Origin of the sequence: Gluconobacter sp. R75690 (assembly GCF_015244525.1) — a bacterium.
Lineage (GTDB): Bacteria > Pseudomonadota > Alphaproteobacteria > Acetobacterales > Acetobacteraceae > Gluconobacter > Gluconobacter potus.
In genome coordinates, this window is the sequence record NZ_JABCQB010000017.1 from 17775 (window position 1) to 35801 (window position 18027).

Annotated in this window: 13 protein-coding genes and 2 pseudogenes; 4 read left to right on the forward strand and 11 right to left on the reverse strand. The window is 57.4% G+C overall.

Translation table 11 applies throughout. The features are described from left to right. Positions 1 to 20: 20 nt before the first annotated feature. Together HKD27_RS15195 and HKD27_RS15200 are read right to left on the reverse strand one after the other, a co-directional pair. Positions 21 to 3143, reverse strand: a pseudogene (locus tag HKD27_RS15195) (DEAD/DEAH box helicase family protein); the annotation flags it as partial. Between the two features lie 122 nt (positions 3144 to 3265). Beyond that, complete coding sequence (locus HKD27_RS15200) at positions 3266 to 3535, reverse strand: hypothetical protein (RefSeq protein WP_228120869.1); 270 nt, start codon at positions 3533 to 3535, stop codon at positions 3266 to 3268. 331 nt (positions 3536 to 3866) lie between these two features. Between HKD27_RS15200 and HKD27_RS15205 the strand changes: the two genes are divergently transcribed. Beyond that, on the forward strand, positions 3867 to 4364 hold the full coding sequence (locus HKD27_RS15205; protein WP_194265602.1) for a MucR family transcriptional regulator: 498 nt from the start codon (positions 3867 to 3869) through the stop codon (positions 4362 to 4364). Positions 4365 to 4366: 2 nt separating this feature from the next. Here HKD27_RS15205 and HKD27_RS15210 read toward each other — a convergent pair whose 3' ends face one another. Together HKD27_RS15210 and HKD27_RS15215 are read right to left on the reverse strand one after the other, a co-directional pair. Further along, complete coding sequence (locus HKD27_RS15210) at positions 4367 to 5338, reverse strand: phosphoadenosine phosphosulfate reductase family protein (RefSeq protein ID WP_194690101.1); 972 nt, start codon at positions 5336 to 5338, stop codon at positions 4367 to 4369. Continuing rightward, entirely contained in the window at positions 5335 to 5712 is a 378-nt protein-coding gene (locus tag HKD27_RS15215; protein ID WP_139064488.1) for a hypothetical protein, read from the reverse strand. The genes HKD27_RS15210 and HKD27_RS15215 overlap by 4 nt, the downstream gene beginning before the upstream one ends. Positions 5713 to 6054: 342 nt before the next feature. Between HKD27_RS15215 and repA the strand changes: the two genes are divergently transcribed. After that, positions 6055 to 7269 (forward strand): plasmid partitioning protein RepA, encoded by a 1215-nt coding sequence (gene repA, locus HKD27_RS15220; protein ID WP_194690100.1) that lies wholly within the window; start codon positions 6055 to 6057, stop codon positions 7267 to 7269. A 142-nt stretch (positions 7270 to 7411) separates the two neighbouring features. Then, the gene (gene repB / locus HKD27_RS15225; RefSeq protein WP_194690099.1) at positions 7412 to 8467 is read left to right on the forward strand and encodes a plasmid partitioning protein RepB; all 1056 of its coding nucleotides are present in this window, start codon (positions 7412 to 7414) and stop codon (positions 8465 to 8467) included. Here repB and HKD27_RS15230 read toward each other — a convergent pair. Both HKD27_RS15230 and HKD27_RS15235 read right to left on the reverse strand, forming a co-directional pair. After that, entirely contained in the window at positions 8464 to 9489 is a 1026-nt protein-coding gene (locus tag HKD27_RS15230) for a replication protein RepA (RefSeq protein ID WP_062446531.1), read from the reverse strand. The two genes, repB and HKD27_RS15230, sit on opposite strands and share 4 nt — an antisense overlap. Before the next feature lie 485 nt (positions 9490 to 9974). Then, positions 9975 to 11423, reverse strand: coding sequence for a site-specific integrase (locus HKD27_RS15235; RefSeq protein ID WP_194690098.1), 1449 nt, complete (start codon positions 11421 to 11423; stop codon positions 9975 to 9977). 112 nt (positions 11424 to 11535) lie between these two features. Here HKD27_RS15235 and HKD27_RS15240 point away from each other — a divergent pair, with 112 nt between their 5' ends. Then, the gene (locus HKD27_RS15240) at positions 11536 to 11982 is read left to right on the forward strand and encodes a hypothetical protein (protein WP_062499862.1); all 447 of its coding nucleotides are present in this window, start codon (positions 11536 to 11538) and stop codon (positions 11980 to 11982) included. A gap of 74 nt (positions 11983 to 12056) precedes the next feature. Here the strand turns inward: HKD27_RS15240 and HKD27_RS15245 are convergent, their stop codons facing one another. From HKD27_RS15245 to HKD27_RS15265, 5 genes and pseudogenes are all read right to left on the reverse strand, one after another. Further along, complete coding sequence (locus HKD27_RS15245; RefSeq protein ID WP_194690097.1) at positions 12057 to 12695, reverse strand: hypothetical protein; 639 nt, start codon at positions 12693 to 12695, stop codon at positions 12057 to 12059. A 159-nt stretch (positions 12696 to 12854) separates the two neighbouring features. Next, complete coding sequence (locus HKD27_RS15250; RefSeq protein WP_194690096.1) at positions 12855 to 13934, reverse strand: IS5 family transposase; 1080 nt, start codon at positions 13932 to 13934, stop codon at positions 12855 to 12857. Between the two features lie 78 nt (positions 13935 to 14012). Further along, a pseudogene (locus tag HKD27_RS15255) lies at positions 14013 to 14323 on the reverse strand (transposase); the annotation flags it as partial. An 81-nt stretch (positions 14324 to 14404) separates the two neighbouring features. Then, complete coding sequence (locus HKD27_RS15260) at positions 14405 to 15124, reverse strand: hypothetical protein (protein WP_062454353.1); 720 nt, start codon at positions 15122 to 15124, stop codon at positions 14405 to 14407. Positions 15125 to 15273: 149 nt separating this feature from the next. After that, positions 15274 to 17775 carry a hypothetical protein gene (locus HKD27_RS15265; RefSeq protein ID WP_194690095.1) on the reverse strand — a complete coding sequence of 834 codons (2502 nt, stop codon included), beginning with the start codon at positions 17773 to 17775 and terminating at the stop codon, positions 15274 to 15276. Positions 17776 to 18027 lie beyond the last annotated feature (252 nt).

Sequence of the window (18027 nt, forward strand, 5' to 3'; positions counted from 1 at the left end):
CTCCCACTATGCGTTGTAGGGTCGTCCACGAGGATCTGGTCGATCCCGATCTCGCCGAGATGCACCAGATCGTCCTTGCGGCCGGCCAGCCCCTCCAGCTTGGCCTCCATCCCTTCCTTCATGCGCTCGATGCGCTTGCGGGAGATGCGGTCGTCGGCGTCGATCTCGCACAGCAGGCTTTCGTAAGACGCGATCTGCGCCTCGATCATCGCCTGCTCGAACTTGGTCTCGACCGGAATGAACTTGAAGGCATCATGCGTGATGATGATCGCATCCCACTGTCCCGTGGCCGCACGGGCGAGGAAGCGCTGCCGCTTCGCCTTCACGAAGTTCGTCTCGTCCGCGACCAGGATCTTCGCGGTCGGGTAGAGCATCAGGAACTCGCGGGCCATCTGCGCCAGACAGTGTCCCGGCACCACCACCATGGCCTTCGAGATCAGGCCAAGACGGCGCTGCTCCATGATCGCCGCACACATCGAGAAGGTTTTCCCCGATCCCACGGCATGCGCCATGTAAGTGTTTCCCGTGGCGATGATGCGCCAGACCACCCGCTTCTGGTGGGCGCGCAGCTGGATCGTGGTGCTGGCCCCGGGCAGCTGCAGATGCGAGCCGTCAAAGGCGCGGGGGACGAGGTTGTTGTAGGTGTCGTTATACAGCCGCACCAGACGCTCGGCGCGCTCCGGGTCCTGCCACACCCAGGCCTGGAAGGCCGTCTTGATGGCGGCGAGCTTTTCCTTGGCGGCCTCGGTCTCCTGGGCATTCAGCTGCCGGTGCTCGCCGTTCTCGTCGCGCCAGGTGTCCCAGATCTGCGGGATGGCCTGATTGAGCGCATCCTCGATCAGTTCCCCCGCGGGACGGCGTTCGGTGCCCCAGACGGACGTCGCCTCGGCCTTGCCCCGGAACGGTCCCTTGTCCAGGGTCCAGGACGCCACCTCCTTGGTGTGCCACACGCCGGCTTCGACCCCGATCACCTCGGCGATGAAGCCCTCAATGTCGGCGGTCGGGATCCACGGCGCGCCCAGACGGGCCGTAATGTCACTGGGCCGCAGATCCTCGGGCTGGGCCTCTTCCAGCGCGGCCACGGTACGGGCAAAGCGGGGATCGGTCTCAGCAGCCTTGCGGGCCTCCGCCAGCTTCGTGCGCACCGCCCCTGACAGGGCTTCGTCGGCCGGCACCCAGACGTCGCGTCCGGGCTGGCTGCGTCCGGCACCGAGGTAAATGGCACTGCCCAGCTCGGCGATGACCTCGTCCTCGGGTCGCCCCAGCAGCTCGGCAATGCGCGGGATCTCTACCACACCCGTCTCGTGCAGGCAGACCGCAAGCGCGTCATGGGCGCTGTGCACCTCCGGCTCCAGCGTCGCCTGGATTACACGCTCGGAGAACAGTGGTCCCTGTGTGCCGACCTGCCGGTCCTCGTCGTACTCCTCGATCGAACTGACCAGCCAGACGTTCGGATCGTCGTAGAAGGGTTGGAGGTTCGGGCGCCGCTGCGTGGTGCTCTCGTCCCCGGTTCTGGGATCAGTGCGCGTGCTGGTCAGCGTCAGGTTGATCGGCCCGAACTGTCGCACGAACGTCTGATAGGCGCGCTTGAGGTCCGCCTGGAGCGCACTGTAAGGCAGGTTCTCCACCTGGGCGCGCAGGACCGCACGGGCAGCATCGCGGACCGGGATCAGACCTTCGATGATGCGCGCGTGCTTCTGGAAAATACCGTCCTTCTGCTCGCCTTTCTTGACCTTCACCGCCACCGACTGGCCGTCGATGATCTGGTGCAGCGCGCCCTTCTCGATCAGGTAGCTGCCTTCCTTGAGGCTCGCCCCCTCCCCTGCCGTGCCGACATCTGCACGCCGGCTTTCCCGCAGCGCCTCGACATCGAGCGTCTGCGGCACCGGGAAGCGGGCCAGCGCGGCGAGACGGGAGAACGCGCTCGGAAGCGCATCCTCAAGCATCAGCATCGGGTTTGCAGTGCAGGTGTATTCCGGCCCGAACTGCCCGCTCGTCCAGCCGTGCCGACCCAGCACCTGCTGGCCGTTCTCCGCAAAATAGCGGTTGATGCTGAGCGGTCCCTCCCCTTCATCCGTGTCGGACAGGTCCGCAACGTCCAGCCAGGCGGTCTCGCCCGGGGTGTCTCCGATCTCGCGACGGCGCAGGACCAGCACGTCCACGACCACGTCAGTTCCGGCATCATCGCGCATCGCGCCAGCCGACAGGCGTACCGCACCAACCAGATCCGCCGTTTCGAACAGGTGCCGGCGCGCAGTGGCGTCGCGCTTGTCCATCGTCCAGCGTGACGTCACGAACAGACCCATGGCACCGGGGCGCAGGCGGGACACTGAGCGTGCGATGAAGTAGTCATGCAGCGACAGACCAAGCCGCCCCAGTTCGTCCGTGCCGCGCACCGTGCGGTTGCTGAACGGCGGGTTGCCAATAGTGAGGTCGAACTGCTCGGCAATCTTCGCCGTGGTGAAGTCCTCAGACCGGACCCACTGGTTCGGAAACAGCTTGCGGGCGATGCGGGCCGTCAGAGGGTCGTTCTCGATCGCCGTCCAGGCCGTCTTGGGGGCAAGTTTCTCTGGGATCGCGCCCATGAACAGACCCGTGCCACAGCCCGGCTCCAGCGCACGTCCGCCACGGAACCCCATCTGCGCGACCAGATCCCACAGCGCATGCACGATCAATTCCGGCGTGTAATGGGCGTACTGCGTGGCCCGCGCCAGTCCGGCCCGCTCCTGCTGGCTCGTCAGCGTCTCAAGCTGCACCCCGATCTCTTCCCAGCCCTGGCGGAACGCTTCGCCCGGACGGGGGAAGAGGCTGTTAGCCAGCTCGCCGGCACCAAATCCCGTGAACTTCGCCAGCACCGCCTGTTCCTGAGGCGTTGCATTGCGACCTTCGGCCTCAAGTTCGGACAGCAGTCGGATCGCCGTCAGGTTGTCCCGCGCCCGTGCCTTCCATCCCTGGGCGAGCCCACGCGTCCCGCGGAGGCAGAAGTCGACCTTCGGTGCGATAACCGGAGTGCTGACAGCCTGCGCAACGACCTTGGCTGCCTCTTCAAGAGCCTTGTCGCCAGGCAGCTCACCCCAGAAAAGATTGGCGTTCGCGCCCCCAAGGGCGGATGTGTCGAAGAAGCTCAGCTGTGCCTTGCTCATGGGAAAACTCCGGACAAGCGGCCGCGCCCGGTGCTGCGCGCGGCAGACCGGGGGGCCAGAAAAACGGGATGATGGAATTGCGGGACGAGCCGCGCCCGGCTCAGGCGCGCGGCATCAGGGGATCAGAGCGGTCCGAACCGAAGGCTGATCTGCTGGCGTTCACTGTCGGAAAGGCGCGCCAGGGCCTCGCGATGGTATTCGGAGCCGCAGCGCGCCTTCTGTGACACCCGCCACCAGGCGTGCTGGTCCGAACAGGTGACGCCTCGGATCTGGGTGTCCATGTTTTCGGGACCGCAGCCTTCGAGGATGGTCCAGCCCTCCTGATGGGCCTGAACCAGACTGAACTGCGATTGTGTGTCCGGGGACGTAAGGGCCAAGCTCGGCATCGTCATCTTTCTCCTTTCCTGACCCTCTCCGGCAACCGCGGCGTCGTGCTGGGGGGCAAGGGCGACGCGTCAGCGTCGGGACCGCCCGGCCCGCAGCGCCAGCGAGGACACGGACGGACCCACCCCTTGCCGCACAGGGCGATCCCGTGGTGCCCCCTTCTCCCTTTCCCTCTCTTTCTTCTTTTTCTTTTGTTTTCGCCGCTTCTGCAGGCCAGAAAAAAACCGTGCAGCAAGTGTGAAGACGCTGTTAATCGGAGTAATGTATTGTCGTGGCTGACTTGCAGTCACCGTTCACAGAAACGATTTACAGCTCACCATCATTACACTGAGGGATTTCATGACTGACCTGACACCCGCCACAGAGCCCCCTCACTCTGACCTGCGTTCCCTGACGGCCGAAATCGTGGCCGCCTATCTTTCAAGAAACGATGTCGCACCCGACATGCTCCCGGGCCTGATCCGTTCCGTTCATACGGCCCTGACCGTTCCGGCGGTCTCAGAGGCCGCGGTCGAAGAGGCTCCGGTTCCCGTGGTCAATCCGAAGAAATCGGTTTTCCCGGACTTCATCATCTGTCTGGAAGACGGGAAAAAGCTGAAAATGCTCCGCCGTCATCTCAAAACGGCGTACAACATGACGCCTGATGAATACCGGGCCCGCTGGGGTCTGCCCCCGGAATATCCGATGGTCGCTCCCGGCTATTCCGCGCAGCGCGCGGCTCTTGCGCGGGAAATCGGCCTGGGCTCCAGAACCCGCTCTTCTGCGCCTCAGGAAGAAGACCTTCCTCCGGTGAAGAAGCTCCCCGCAAAACGACGGGGCCGTCCGGCCCGCGCCTGAAACTAGAGGGGCCCTCCCCCGTTACCAAAGGCACCGGCCGGGAGGGTCCAGTTTTCTGTCAGAACCGTCTGCAACGGGCGGTCTGACAGGCAGGCTGCGACCAGGTCGGGCCGCGACCGGGCCGCTTGATAAACCGTCCCTTCGGACGACAGCTGCGCGAGCCCCCTGTCACGTTTGATCGTGCAGCCGAAGTCCTTTTCATATCCGTTCAATTTCGCAAACCGGTTCGCATCCATCCATTTCAGGGTGGCGAACTGGTCTGCATTGCCGAAGATGCAGAACGAGCAGGACAGACGCGAAAATCCGACCTGATACGGATAGGCCGGCATCACGCGCCAGCGCTCCAGGATCGCCCAGACCTCTGCTTCGGACCACTGATGTACCGGCCTCCAGTGGTCGACATGCCGACGCCGCCGCGTCCCGTTTCTCGTGTCGGTACGGTGAGCCTCAAAGGCCGCATATCGAGCCCGCGCGGGACTCTCTTCAGCACGCTCGCCTGTCACGACCAGGGTACGGCGGGTGAGGAACCGGTCCTGTCCGCGAAGGGCACGATCGGCTACGTCGACCTTGAGGCTTGCCGAGCACCAGCGCACGGAGAGGCTGGCTGAGACCTGGGGAAAGCGCAGCCGGGTTCCGTTATGGCCCTGCCCGCCGGCGACGACGCGCCTCTCCGGGGTCTCGAAGACCACGGGCGCGGTCGGCATCTCGTGGCGGAGCATCTCGCGCTCGAAGCCACCCTCGCGCCAGGACCGATAGAGTGGCAGTCCGAAGTCCCGGGCCAGGGCTTCGATATACGGACCTGTGGAGGGCCAGTCCATGAAGGATCCCCCCTCCCCGTCCACATCGTGGTGCCACAGCTCGATGCGTTCGGCCGGAGCACCGGCTTCCAGCAGGGCGAGCAGACAGGCCGTGCCATCCTTGCCTCCCGACACTGCGACAATGATGCTGTCATAGGACGCGAGATCCGGGCTCATGATGTCCACCGACTGACCGGGGCGCCTGTCCGCACAGAGCGGCACATCAGGGCGTGGGCGATCGGGCGCTCCCGCAGCAGCAGCGGCTTTTCATGGCGACCATCCCAGGTCAGTCCCTCACAACGTGTCAGCAGTCCCATCTGCACGGCGGCTTCGTCGCGACAGGCGCACACACGCTCATTGCCACCTGAGCTGCGGCGGCACGGCTCATCCGCAGGAGCGCCGCAGCCCGTGCAGGCAATCGTGAGTGCGGGATCGCCGTCCTCCCAGTGCATGTTGCAGCGGCGGCAGGTTGTAGGCTCCTGCGTGTCGGTCCAGCGCATCGGAGGCCGGCCACGGGGGGTTGGAACATAGGGAAACTGGTAGCGTCGCATGATGCTCGATCCATCTCTGGTTCTTCAAACATCCTTGCGACGGCCTGTCGGGCGACCGGGGTGCAACAGTGCCGCGCAGCGGCAGGATCGGCGTCATCCGGACCCACGCGCAGGCGGCGCAGCCGGCGAGCATGGGGAGGACTGACACCGACCCACCTGTTGCAGTGCGGGCGACCGACAGGCAGCGGTTCTCTCTTTCGATCCTTCTTTATCTATTTAGCAATTTCGCATCTCCTTAGTTGACAGCTGTCAACTGGTCTCGTTAAATGCGGTTATACCGCCCCGGTGCGCGCCGTACCGCACCCGGAGCAACATTTCGCACCCAGAAGAAAGCCGACGTGAATGTCCTCTCCAGCTAATATCGACTCAAACCTGGCCAGCGGCGTAGACGAATTACTCTCGCAGCAAGCACGAGCTCTCTCTGAGCGTCTTCAGGCGCACCGGCTCGAACTCTTTCCCCCCAATGCCTCAAAGACACTTCGGTCGTTCCAAATCGGGGAAGTCGCCAAACTGTTGGGCTTGGCGCCTGGATATTTGCGGAATTTAGCACTTGAGGGGAAGGGCCCGCTTCCTGCCATCGGCAACGGTGGCCGCCGTCACTACACAGCCGAGCAGATATCCGACTTGCGTCGTTATCTCGATCAGAACTCACGCAGCCAGAAGCGATATGTTCCCTGCCGTAGCGGAAGCGAGGGCCTGCAGGTTATCTCGGTTGTTAACTTCAAAGGTGGAAGCGGAAAGACCACATCCGCAGCTCACTTAGCACAGGGTCTCGCGTTGGACGGCTTGAGAGTTTTGGCGATTGACCTTGACCCTCAGGCTAGCCTTTCGGCGCTACATGGCTTTCAGCCAGAGTTCGATGTCCACGCGAATGAAACATTATATGGGGCCATTCGCTATGATGACGAACGGCGTCCACTGTCGGACCTCGTACGCAATACGAACTTTCCGGGATTAGATATCGTACCAGGAAACATTGAGCTCATGGAGTTCGAATATGAGACGCCTCGGCTGTTGGCGTCTTCTGACCAAGCCGGCGCAATCTTCTTCTCACGTGTCGACGAAGCCCTTCAGGACGTCGAGGAGAACTACGACGTAATAGTCATCGATTGCCCGCCTCAGCTTGGCTATCTCACCATGTCTGCTGTGTGCGCAGCGACAGGGCTTCTCGTAACTGTGCACCCTCAAATGCTAGACGTAATGTCGATGTGTCAGTTTCTGCTCATGATGGGCGACGTAATGACACATCTGCGCGACGCCGGTGCAAACGTGTCTTATGACTGGGTCCGGTATCTTCTTACGCGTTACGAACCTTCTGACGGCCCCCAAACACAGATGTCGGGATTCATGCGGACGGTGTTTGGGGATCACGTTCTCACCAATCCGATGCTGAAAAGCACCGCTGTCTCTGACGCAGCAATCACCAAGCAGACGCTGTTCGAGATCGAGCGTAAGCAATTCACCGGCTCAACCTACGATCGTGCGCTCGAATCTGTAAACGCAGTTAACGGCGAGATTAGGGATCTGATTTTTAGGGCGTGGGGTCGCAAAAGCTGACCTCCAAGGCAGGGGGACGCCAAAGTTGACAGCTGTCAACTGATGGCCGGTCGCGTCAAAAGTTGGCAGCTGTCAACCAAAGTGCGCACCAATTCAGATTTCGCAGAACTTCTGCACGAAACGCAAATAGGGAACGAGAACAATGGCAAGAAAGCATAATCTGGGTAGTCTGGTCTCCGCGCAATCGTCAGCTCCGAGCAAAACGCAAGCGCCCTCACCGACATCGCTATCAGGTTCCTATCGCAGTAGCGGCGCACTTGGGTCGGTAGCAAAGAGCCTTGGGTCTCTTCGCCAAAAGGCAGACGAAGCCGCTGAGCTAGAAATTCTCCTAAAGACAGGAGCGACCATCATCGAGCTCTCGCCAGAGCTCGTTGAGACGTCCTTTGTCTCCGATCGTATGCCTGGCAATGAGGAGGCATACCTTCAGCTACGAGACGCGATTAAGAGCACAGGACAGCTCTCTCCAATTCTGGTCCGCCCGCACCCCACTAAAGCTGGTCATTATCAAACCGCTTATGGCCACCGTCGTCTACGCGCTTGCCGTGAGTTGGGCTTGAGTGTCAAAGCCGCAGTGAAGGAGTTATCGGACCACGACCTCATTATCGCTCAGGGGCAGGAAAATAGCGCGAGGGCAGATCTCTCATTCATTGAGAGAGCGACATTTGCCCGCAGACTCCTTGAACGGGGATATGAACGCGCTACAATTATGACTGCTCTCAGCACCGACAAAACAACACTATCGCGTATGCTTTCGGTGTCCGAAGCTATTCCGCATATCTTAATTGAGTGGCTTGGACCTTGTCCGACCATTGGCCGCCCACGCTGGCAAGAGCTGGCCGAAAGTCTCAAGGCGGTGCCAAACCAGACATCGTGGGAACCGTTTATCGAGGCCTCCGGAAAAACGGAGGATGTAGATAAATTCAGCGAGCTACTTGATCAGGTTCGGGATCAAGCAAGGCAAGCGCGTCAGTTGGAAAAGCAGAGCATTAAGCCGGCGAATAAAGCTGCTCCAGGGGCGAGTTGGGTGTCGACCGACAAAGCCCTCACGATCGATCTGGAGGCAAAAAAGCGGGCCACGAATCTTATATTCAAATCGGCTGACGCGTCAGAGTTTGCAAGCTTTGTTATGACTGCAGTTCCTGATCTTTATGAGCGGTTTAAAGCACAGACGACCGAAAAGGATAAAGCCAAGAACTAGGAGGAAACGGGAGGCGGGGAGGGCGATAATACGAGCCCTCGCTCGGTCACAGCGACCTTTGCAGAACGATAAGCGGCGAGGGCAAGCCCCAAAGGTTCCTTGAACTCAGCCTTAAATGATTTGAGAGTTTTAAATTCGGTGCCGAACTGCTTCCACAGCGAGCCCCAGCCTACAGGGGTATCCCCTTGCAGGGCATGTAATCGGAAAGCTAACCAGAGATATGCATCAATAGCTCTTGGCGAGTTCTGTATGTCACGAATGGCCGCGCGGTCGATAAGAATGGGATGCCTTCGTAGCTCCCGATAGAAGGCCTCCGACAGCACGACTGTTTCAATCATGCGAGTATTTCTTTTCGTTCTAGGGTCTACCTCCCCAACGTAACGAAACGACTCAACCAGACGTTCATTGACGACGACGCCTTCGCGGTCGTTTCCAAACTTAAAGTCAACGGTGCAGGTCGCCAGCCTTTCGATTTGCTCGACCAATTTTTTGCTAATAGGACCTCCGCGACTAAGCCCCATCCTTTTGAGTAAAGACGCAGGAGATTTTGCTAGCGAGATTTCCCGTGACCCTGTTTCAAGAGCCTCGGACTGCCAGTCGATCAAGAGCAATCTAGCGATTGTCCCGCATGGGACTGACAGTTTTTCAGTTGAATCGTCATCTCGCAGTCGAACACCTGGTCGGACTAGCAACTGAGCAAAGTCCGTCTTTATTAGCCAGTCTTCACCTGGTTTTCGTTCTCGGTGGGGAAGTCCGGCAAGACACCATGCGCTATAACTATAGCCTATTGAACTGCCACCCTCGATTTCGCGAACCAAAGATGAGGCGGCAGCATCGACAATTTTACGCCCGGATCGGCCTGCAACGACGTCAAGTATCGGGTCAGTGAGAGCTGACGCTTCGCTATCTTTTTCTAGCGAATGGCTCTGAGCGATTTTGATAGCGTCTTGAGGGCCATGGGCTTCCACCAGCTCGTGAACTGATCGGAACAGATCGTGCTGAGACTTAGCGTTAGAGTGCATAATGCGATTTCCAGCAGATCCTCAATAAGCTCAGAAACACACATCATCAGGGCCTTGTCGATGTGTTCGTTGCTTTCCTTCCTAGATGTGTTCGGTGCCTACCTGCTACACATAGCGCAGTTGTGTTTCTTGCCGACTTAACAATAAAAAAATTATATTGTTATTATATTGTTTCGTCGGCAGAGAACACGTTGGTAACTCCGTAACCCACTGAAAAAACGTCTTGTTTTTTTTCCCCAAATTAGCGCCGTAGGCAGCAAACACTTCACCGATCTCGGATTTTAACGTGCACCTTCTGAAGAAAACCGTGCCGGTAGGCAACGAACACAGGGAAAACCCTGCCGCCTGCGGAAAGCATTAAACACAACTTTTGGCGGTTTTTCATGGTCGGGAACGAACACATCGACAGCGGCGCACGATTCGATGGTGGGCAGTGAACACATCTAACGGTGTGAAACAGATAGTCGCCTTCAGGTAGCATGACCTCAAAACCGACTGCGCCCCGGATGTTTGGTCATAGCATCCTCGACCTCGATATATTTCTCCACGACACCAAAGGTCTGGTGCCTGGAGAAACGCTTGAGCGAGACAAGATCCGTGCCGTCACGAGCTCCTGTGGTGATCGCTCCGCGTCGCAGGCTGTGCCCACTGAAATCGCCTGTCAGTCCCGCATCGAGGCAGCGCTTCTGAATAATGCGGGCCACAGACCGGTCAGACAGCGCCTCTGAACCCATGGCGGGCGGGGCAGGGGGCTGACCGGCCTCGGCAGCAGGCGGGAGCCACACGCGCCGGAAAACCGGTCCCTTGGCCTCGTTCAGTTTCGCCTTCCGAAGCCAGGCTTCATAGGCCCGAACCGGGCACAGGGCAGTAATTCCGCGTGGGATGGCGACTTCGACACCCTGACTGGTCCGATCGCCTTTGGAGCGGTCCAGCCGGATCCGCATCCCGTCATCATCGAGCGCCACATTCTCCAGGCACAGCGCCACCACTTCGGACCGTCGGAGGGCGCCGGCAAAGCCGAGCAGAAGAATGGCCTTGTCGCGAACGCCCACCAGCTCATCCGTATCGATCTGCTCGATGACCTCGCTCAGCAGATCCCAGGTCAGCCCCTTGACCTGGCGGGACGCGCTTTCCGTTGACGTCCTGCGGATGCCCGCAACCGTTTCGGACACAAGAGCATGGGAGGTCGGGACGGGAACCTGGGCAACATGGTGCAGATAGCGCAGTGCAGCACGGTGCAGATCCACCGTCGCGGGTCGCTTCTTCTGCAGCGCAAGATCAGCCAGGTAGGCGGCAACATCCTCGCTGCGGGCGGGCAGGGCAGGGAGCCCATGTCCTGCCGCCCATGCGCACCAGGAGCGCACGGCCGAGCGATAGGTCCGGCGTGTGTTCACTGCCTTCGCCGCCCGGGAATAGGTCTTTGAGGCGCGCTCCGCCGTCACCAGCGTCCCGTCATAGTCGGGCAGGGCCTCGTCAGTCAGGGCATCGAACCACTGCAGGACCGCGCCAGACTGCTGACCCAGAGGAGAGGCCAGCGGCGCCAGCGTGGCCGCCTGCGATCCCGCCTTGCGCCGTCTGGCGGCCTTCGGCCTGAGCCATGCGACGAACACCGGTTCGGGTTCGAGATCCAGAGCGATTGCCAGCTCGTGCCCGGAGGGCAGGGCGGTCAGATGGGCACTGGCGATGGCCAATGCCTCCTCGGCCGTCTCGACTTCGGTGGACAGGACCGTGTCTTCGGCAAATTCGTTGTCGCGGTATTCGATGCCGCGAATGACCAGAGAGAGATGAGGGGAGAAGCGACCGGTCGAGAGAAGGGCCACCGCTTCTGTCAGATCGCCGGCAGGAAGCTGCTGCCGGGTCTTCTGGTCCAGCCGGTCCAGGAGGGCCTCACGGGCAGCCTTTGCCGAGCCTGCGATGTGAAGATGGCTGAGCATGAACGCCTCCGCGAAACCAGAACCTGGCTTCTGATAGCACGAAGCCGGGGTAGGGCAGAGAGGAGAACAAACACTGTCCAACGCAGGCCGGAAATGTGTTAACGAAGACTGAATGCCGATCCGACCGGAACTGAAAGCGCTTTATCCTCCCAACTGGCCCGAGCTGAGCCGACAGGTGCGGTTCGAGCGGGCAGGGGGTGTCTGTCAGCGCTGCGGCCGGCCGCATGGCCATCATCTTCAGGTGCTGCCGGGTGGCCGGTGGAAGCATCCGGAGACGGGGCACTGGTTCAATGGCCGGGGCAGGCGCATCTCGCCTCCGGACCTGATCGAGCACCTGCAAATACGACAGACGAAGGTGGTTCTGGCAGCGGCCCATTTGAATCATGATCCCACCAGCAACCGGCTGCGCAATCTGCGCGCGTTTTGTCAGCGCTGCCATCTGCTGCACGACCGGATGTATCATCTGGCCCAACGACGCCTGACCTTGCGACGGCGCCTGGCGCTCGGGGATCTGTTCGAAGGTCTGTATCGGGCCGGGGTCCCGCCTCTGCGCCTGTAACGGGTCAGATCAGGCAGCCGACTGGGCCGCGACGTTGATCTCCAGCCGGAGTGGGGAAGGGAGTGATCTGTTTCCTATCGCTCACGGGTCAGATGTTCGATGTGCGTGATGTGCCCGGCCCTGACGCCAACGCGCGTCTGCGCCTGCCGCACGAATTTCCGGTTCAGCTCGCGGGCCAGCGTTTCGCCGTCCCTGATCGGCACAACACTGTAGGTTCTGATTGCCCAGGAGATGTCGCACTGCCAGTCGGTATGGCGGCTGCGCGTATGCCACTGCTTCATGGCCTGGTCTCCGCACCGCGCCGCGTCGGAGTGGCTCCAGCCATTCACCTCTGCCATCCAGGCCAAAGCAGCATCCTGCCTGCCCTCGGTCATGGTCTTTCCCCAGTGACGCACGCCATGGCAGTCCGGACAGAGAGAAATCACCCCTTTGAGGGTCTGGATCCGCCGCTCGTCGTCATACGCCCACCCTTCGTCAGCCTCGGCCGGCCATTGGGGACCCCGTCCTCCGCACACCCGGCAACGGGACCCGGAGCGGGCATAGGCATCCTTCCGGATCCGGTTCCAGTCTTCGGGCGCCAGGAAGGCGCGCAGATTAAAGCCCCACAGAGCCTGCGGCACCATCCATGGACGGATATAGGGAGGCTTGCGGTCCGGCCGATACCGGTAAGGGACGAACGGCAGGAGAGCGTCGAGCTTGTCCCGCTGCGCCATCCAGCACTTCTGCTCCCCGTTGAACGTGGAGGGATCGAAGAACCCTTGATTGATGTGCTTGGCCGGTAATTTCTGGGTTTTGGCGATTTGATTGACGGTTTTTGCGATGGCGTCCAGTCTGCGTTTTGAGCAGATTGGGAGTTGTCTCTCGCTGGATGGCTATGCGCTCGCGTTCAATCTTTCGAGGAAGAGGAGGCGGCGCATATTGTAGACGATATTGGCGAGCCCGATCCTCATGGTGGCTCGACTGATACCGACAGTCCGGACAAACAGCCCCGTCTGTGACTTCTGATCGGCAAAGACATGCTCGACACGCGAGCGGATGACCGACTTTCCAGCATTTGATTTCTGGATATGCCGGGGCATAGGCTTGAGATGCGGCTTTTTGCGATGAACCTTGGAGACAAAGCCCTGCTTTTCCATGAAGTCTTCGTTGGCTTTTGAGCGATAGGCCGTGTCGGCCCAGACACTTGAGGCCGTATTGGTTTTATCCAGAAGCCCCTCTCTCAATCGCGCGCCATCACTGGCAGCGGCATGCGTTGTTTTCCATTTGCGGATGAACCGGTATTTCCGATCGATGGAAACATGCGATTTATAGCCAAAGAACGGGATGGCGAGATCGCTGGATGGCATGGTTCCATCATCCTGCCGCTTCGCCTTCGTGAACTTCAGTGTCCAGCGCGCATGACGATCCTTGTGCGACAGCTTTGCGGGTTTGTCCTGCCAGTCTTCAGGAATACGGCCTGCTCGCAGATACGCTTTCTCTGCATTGGTGTTCCGCTGCTTCGGAGCCGCTACCAGCGTGGCATCCAGGATCTGGCCTGACATCGGCAAATACCCGGCGTTACGCAGGGTCGCATCAAAGCGGTTGAACAGCCCATCGATCGCACCCGCCTGGGTCAGACGCTCGCGAAACAGCCAGACCGTTTTGGCATCCGGCACCCGATCTGAAAGTCCCAGCCCAAGGAAACGCATAAAGGAGAGGCGATCGTTGATCAGATATTCCGTCCGCTCATCAGACAAATTGTTGAGCGTCTGGATCACCAGGATCTTGAACATCAGCACAGGATCAAATGGCGGTCGTCCGCCCTTGCTTCCATCGGAATACGCCAGGGCCTTGTCCAGATCAGGACGGAACGCTTCAAAATCCACAGTCCGGGAAAACGCTTCGAGCTGATCGCCAAGCCCACTCAGCCGGGCAAGACGCTCTTCAACATCAAAGAAACCAGACTGCTTCATATCGCCATTCCCTCAATCAACGCAGAAGAAATAGAATCATACAGAAGACCTCAAAACCAGGGGGTTTTTAGAACCCTCCATCTGCCGCCTCTGATCACGCCCAACCGAGCAGAGGCATCGCGTAAAAAATCCCGTTCCACGAGAAGTTCGCCTATCTTCGCGTGCAGTTTCTCCACGTCAGCTGGGCTGACCGGGGGCTCAGCCACCGTCTTCCCGGAAAAGGTCGCCGCCATCCCCTCGATCGCCTGCCGTTTCCACTAGGCGATCATCGTCTGATGCACGCCATGTTTCGAAGCCAGTTCCGCCAGCGTCAGTTCCCCACGGATCGCCTCCAGCGCAACCCGTGACTTGAACTCTGCCGCATACCGTTTCCGCGTAACCTTGCCCATAAAACCCGTCCTCGTTCAGGCCAGATGATAGCTTATCGCCCTGTCCGAAAAATGGGGACCACCTCTATCAGGCCTCTTCTGCTACGTGGGGGAGGATTTGACCGTCGGGAAGAATACAACTTTCGGGATGGAGCATCTGTGCCATGACTGGACCTTCTGGCGGACCGCTCCTTCAAGTTCCACCAGTTGGGGGATGTATTTCCTCGAGAAGGTTATATTGAGCGCATAGTCATAGAACTTTTTGCCTTCATCCTTTTCCCATAAGGGCATGATGTGAGTGCAGTAGCCTAGACTACTACCCATGGGGGAGAGACAGTCAATCGTGGTCTTATGGCCATTGTTGTCCTTCACATAAAGAGTGCCGGTATTGAGCTCATAGACGTCCCAGCCATCTGGCCTGATGTCGTCATGCTTTAGATATCCGTAAGCGGTCTGACGCCTGAACATTTCTTCGTCAGAGACGTTGTTCAGTTCTTTGTATTGCAGCGCAACATCCACAAGCCCCGAGTTCTCATACGGATTGATATAACCGCTCGACTTTCGGGCTCCATCTTCCCTGAAAGGGGCTAGTGAAGGATACACCATCCTCAGCATCATCAGAGCCATCTCTGAATTGCCGACACGTCCTCCCAAGCCCGCGCCGTACCCTGCTGGAATGATGAAGCAGTCATCGCCGATGAAGACCTTTTGAGACATTGTCGTCTCATCGACATGTTCTTTGTGAATCGCCCATGCACCAGCCATACAAAGAGCGGTGAATCCGACCCCAGCGGTCAGGACGATCTTTTTTAACAGGGACATTTCTACCAGCCTTCGGTCATGCTACTGCATAGAATACATGATATAATGGGATGTTCATTACCATGAAAATCCATAGTTTCCTCAGGTCTCTTTCAATCCAGAAGGATTTAATCCTTCTGGATTGAAAGAGAATGCTATCCCTCTAATGATTATTGGCCTTCATGGGAGAAAATGGCTGGAAGGGCGATTCTCGAATGGTCTCCGATATCTGCTAGGTAAGCGCCAGAAGTTGCACCGCCGGTCATTTCATCCTTATGAAACGAGAGGGTATTATTTGTGCTCGTGGGTGCCGTCACGGTCTTTTGGTAATCCTTGAAGATACTGTCAGCCGCCTTAGTAAGGCTCTGGCTTATGCTGTTTTTGAAGTCTGCGACAAACTGCTCTGTATTAACGGATTGGTCATTAAAAGTAACATCGGCAGCCATACCATACTTTCCGCCATCCAGGTCTACGACAGACTGGGCAGATATTAGGTTTCCATGGTCAAATTTGTATTCGGGTGATGCTTGAAGAGATATATCATCGACCCCGGCCTGATTTAAGGTAATCAGCTTATCCACGCCGAGGTTGTCTGTCGTCAAAAGTCGTAGCGAACTCCATGAAGAGTCATCTCTCGAGATTTGACTGTCGCCGTCAGTATTCAATGCAGATAGGCTGTCAAAGCTCTTAACCGCAGTTAGGGAATGGTCGCTTCCCAGCTGCATGAGGATGCCCTCACCAGGAGTAATCCAGCCCATTGTGGAAAGCTGACCATCATGGATGGAAGGAATTCCAGACGAAGCAGAGGTTGTTGAAACGCGGTTGGACTCAAACGAGATGACAACGGGGTCCAAACGAGGATTATCGGTTGGAAGAGGAGAGGACCCACCTTCCCCAGGGGTGAAATCACCTGCTTCGTCTGTGTAAGAGACACTTGCATGCCTAGTGGAGCCAGATGATGTAATAGGGACTCCTTGGTATTCGACAGTGGTACTTCCGCCAGGTGCCATTGGGTGCAATGAACCATCTGGACCGTAGACCGATGCGTACTGCACATTACTTTGAGTATTATTTTTGAGGTTTGAAGCAGATGGGCCCTGCGTAACGGCCTGACCGCCCACGCCATCGATTTCATCGCTAGACCCCCAAACATCTACTTTGTTATTGGTTTGTGTAAATGTTGCGAGCGATTTATCGTTTAGAAGCTCAACTTGTTGACCTGTTCCCTTAACGGTGACTGAAGAGTTCGCGGTTACGGCTATAAGCGCACCGTTTGTTGCTCCATTGAAGGTATTATTTTGACCGGATGCATACGTCTCCGAGCCATTACTGGCATTGAGGGTGTTATTGTTCCCATTCAGGGTCATAATCTGTTTGTAGCCTGGCGAGGCGGTGTTACCGCATAAATTTACTGTCTGATTGCTTCCATTAACGAAATTGTTGCCACCCCAATCATCGACCGTATTCCCACCTTGGGTTGTGGTTACACCAGCTCCGTCGGCATTCAACTCGATGGACTGCCCTGTTCCGTTTATTTGAGCTGTAGAATTTGCACCTATGGCAACCACACTGTGGCCTGAAGAAGCATTAAAACCGTTGTTGACTCCATCGATGAAGGTTGTAGAGCCTGTAGAAGAACTTATTGTATTATTGTTTCCGCTAGAAATTACAGTATTGGCACCACCAAGATTAACGATATCGTTTCCGTTTCCTTTTATTGAAACTACACCGTTAGTTCGAATCTCTACACGGGCATTGTCAGAAACTATGTTGGAACTCCCGTTATAGACACCAATGTAAGTCTGTCCATTAGAAGTTAATGTCGATGTTTTGACATTGCCCGAAGCGTCACTATTAAACTGGAGTGAACGGTTGTTGTTATCGTCTTTCAATGTAAGCGTAACGACATTTTGAGAATCCTTTTCCAGTGAAATTTGTACGCTGTTGTTCGAGCCATTCGATGTTAGATAGTTGTATAGTTTCGAGCTATCATAGCTTAATAGCTTAGCCATCAATCCAAGGTCGCCCACAAATTGGGCCGTATCCGAATTATCGGTATATCCAGGCGCAAATGGAAGACCAAATTGACCTACCGTATTTAGGCCAGCAGCAGCAGCAGCTATTCCCAAGTTAAAGAAAGCTTGAGCCTGTGTCGCAATGCTGGCGTTTCCTATGAGCTGTGATTGCTGGTCAACATCTCGGAGGTCAGAGGCTGTAGCAAATGGTATCCAGGCCAAGTTGGCGAGCGCGAAGTCATATCCACTCCAATTGGTAACACTAAGGTCATTGTCAGTGTAGACTTTTACATGGAAGGCTGAAATCTGAGCTATACTTGCAGGTACGCCACCGTTGGCTCTGATGGTATCCATGTCCGCTTCAGCCAGCTGCACCATGACACTTTCGGACGTTCCATCCTGTGACATGGTTACCGGAATACCAGCTTTTAGGTTAAGATTTGCTGTCCAACCATTAAATCCTTGGTTTTGAGATACCGGATATGCAATCGATGGGTACGCAGACAGATTATAAGAACTTTGGTCTTGATAGAACTTACCTACGTCAGCCTGAGTTCTACTGAAAGAAGCTCCAATATTTACGTCAGCTTTGATGATATTAATATCAGCTTGCATGATATTCATTTGTAAAGTGCTGTAAGCCTGATAGTTTCCCATTTCCCGCCCCTTAACTGTGACAATATGTGTCCACAGGTAACGGCATGATGCGTGTTGTCAACTCCAATATCTGTCTAGGTCACGTTGACAAAAGATTTGATCGAGAGCCTCGCGGCGGCGAGGTTGAGGAAGCTTATGAATGAGGCCATCGTGTGGAAAGTACGCTAAACAACGTTTAGCATGAACAGTAGAAGAACGTCTGGGTAGCGTGATCTTGCCTGAGGGCAAGCCGCTGTTTCTTTGTTGAACAAC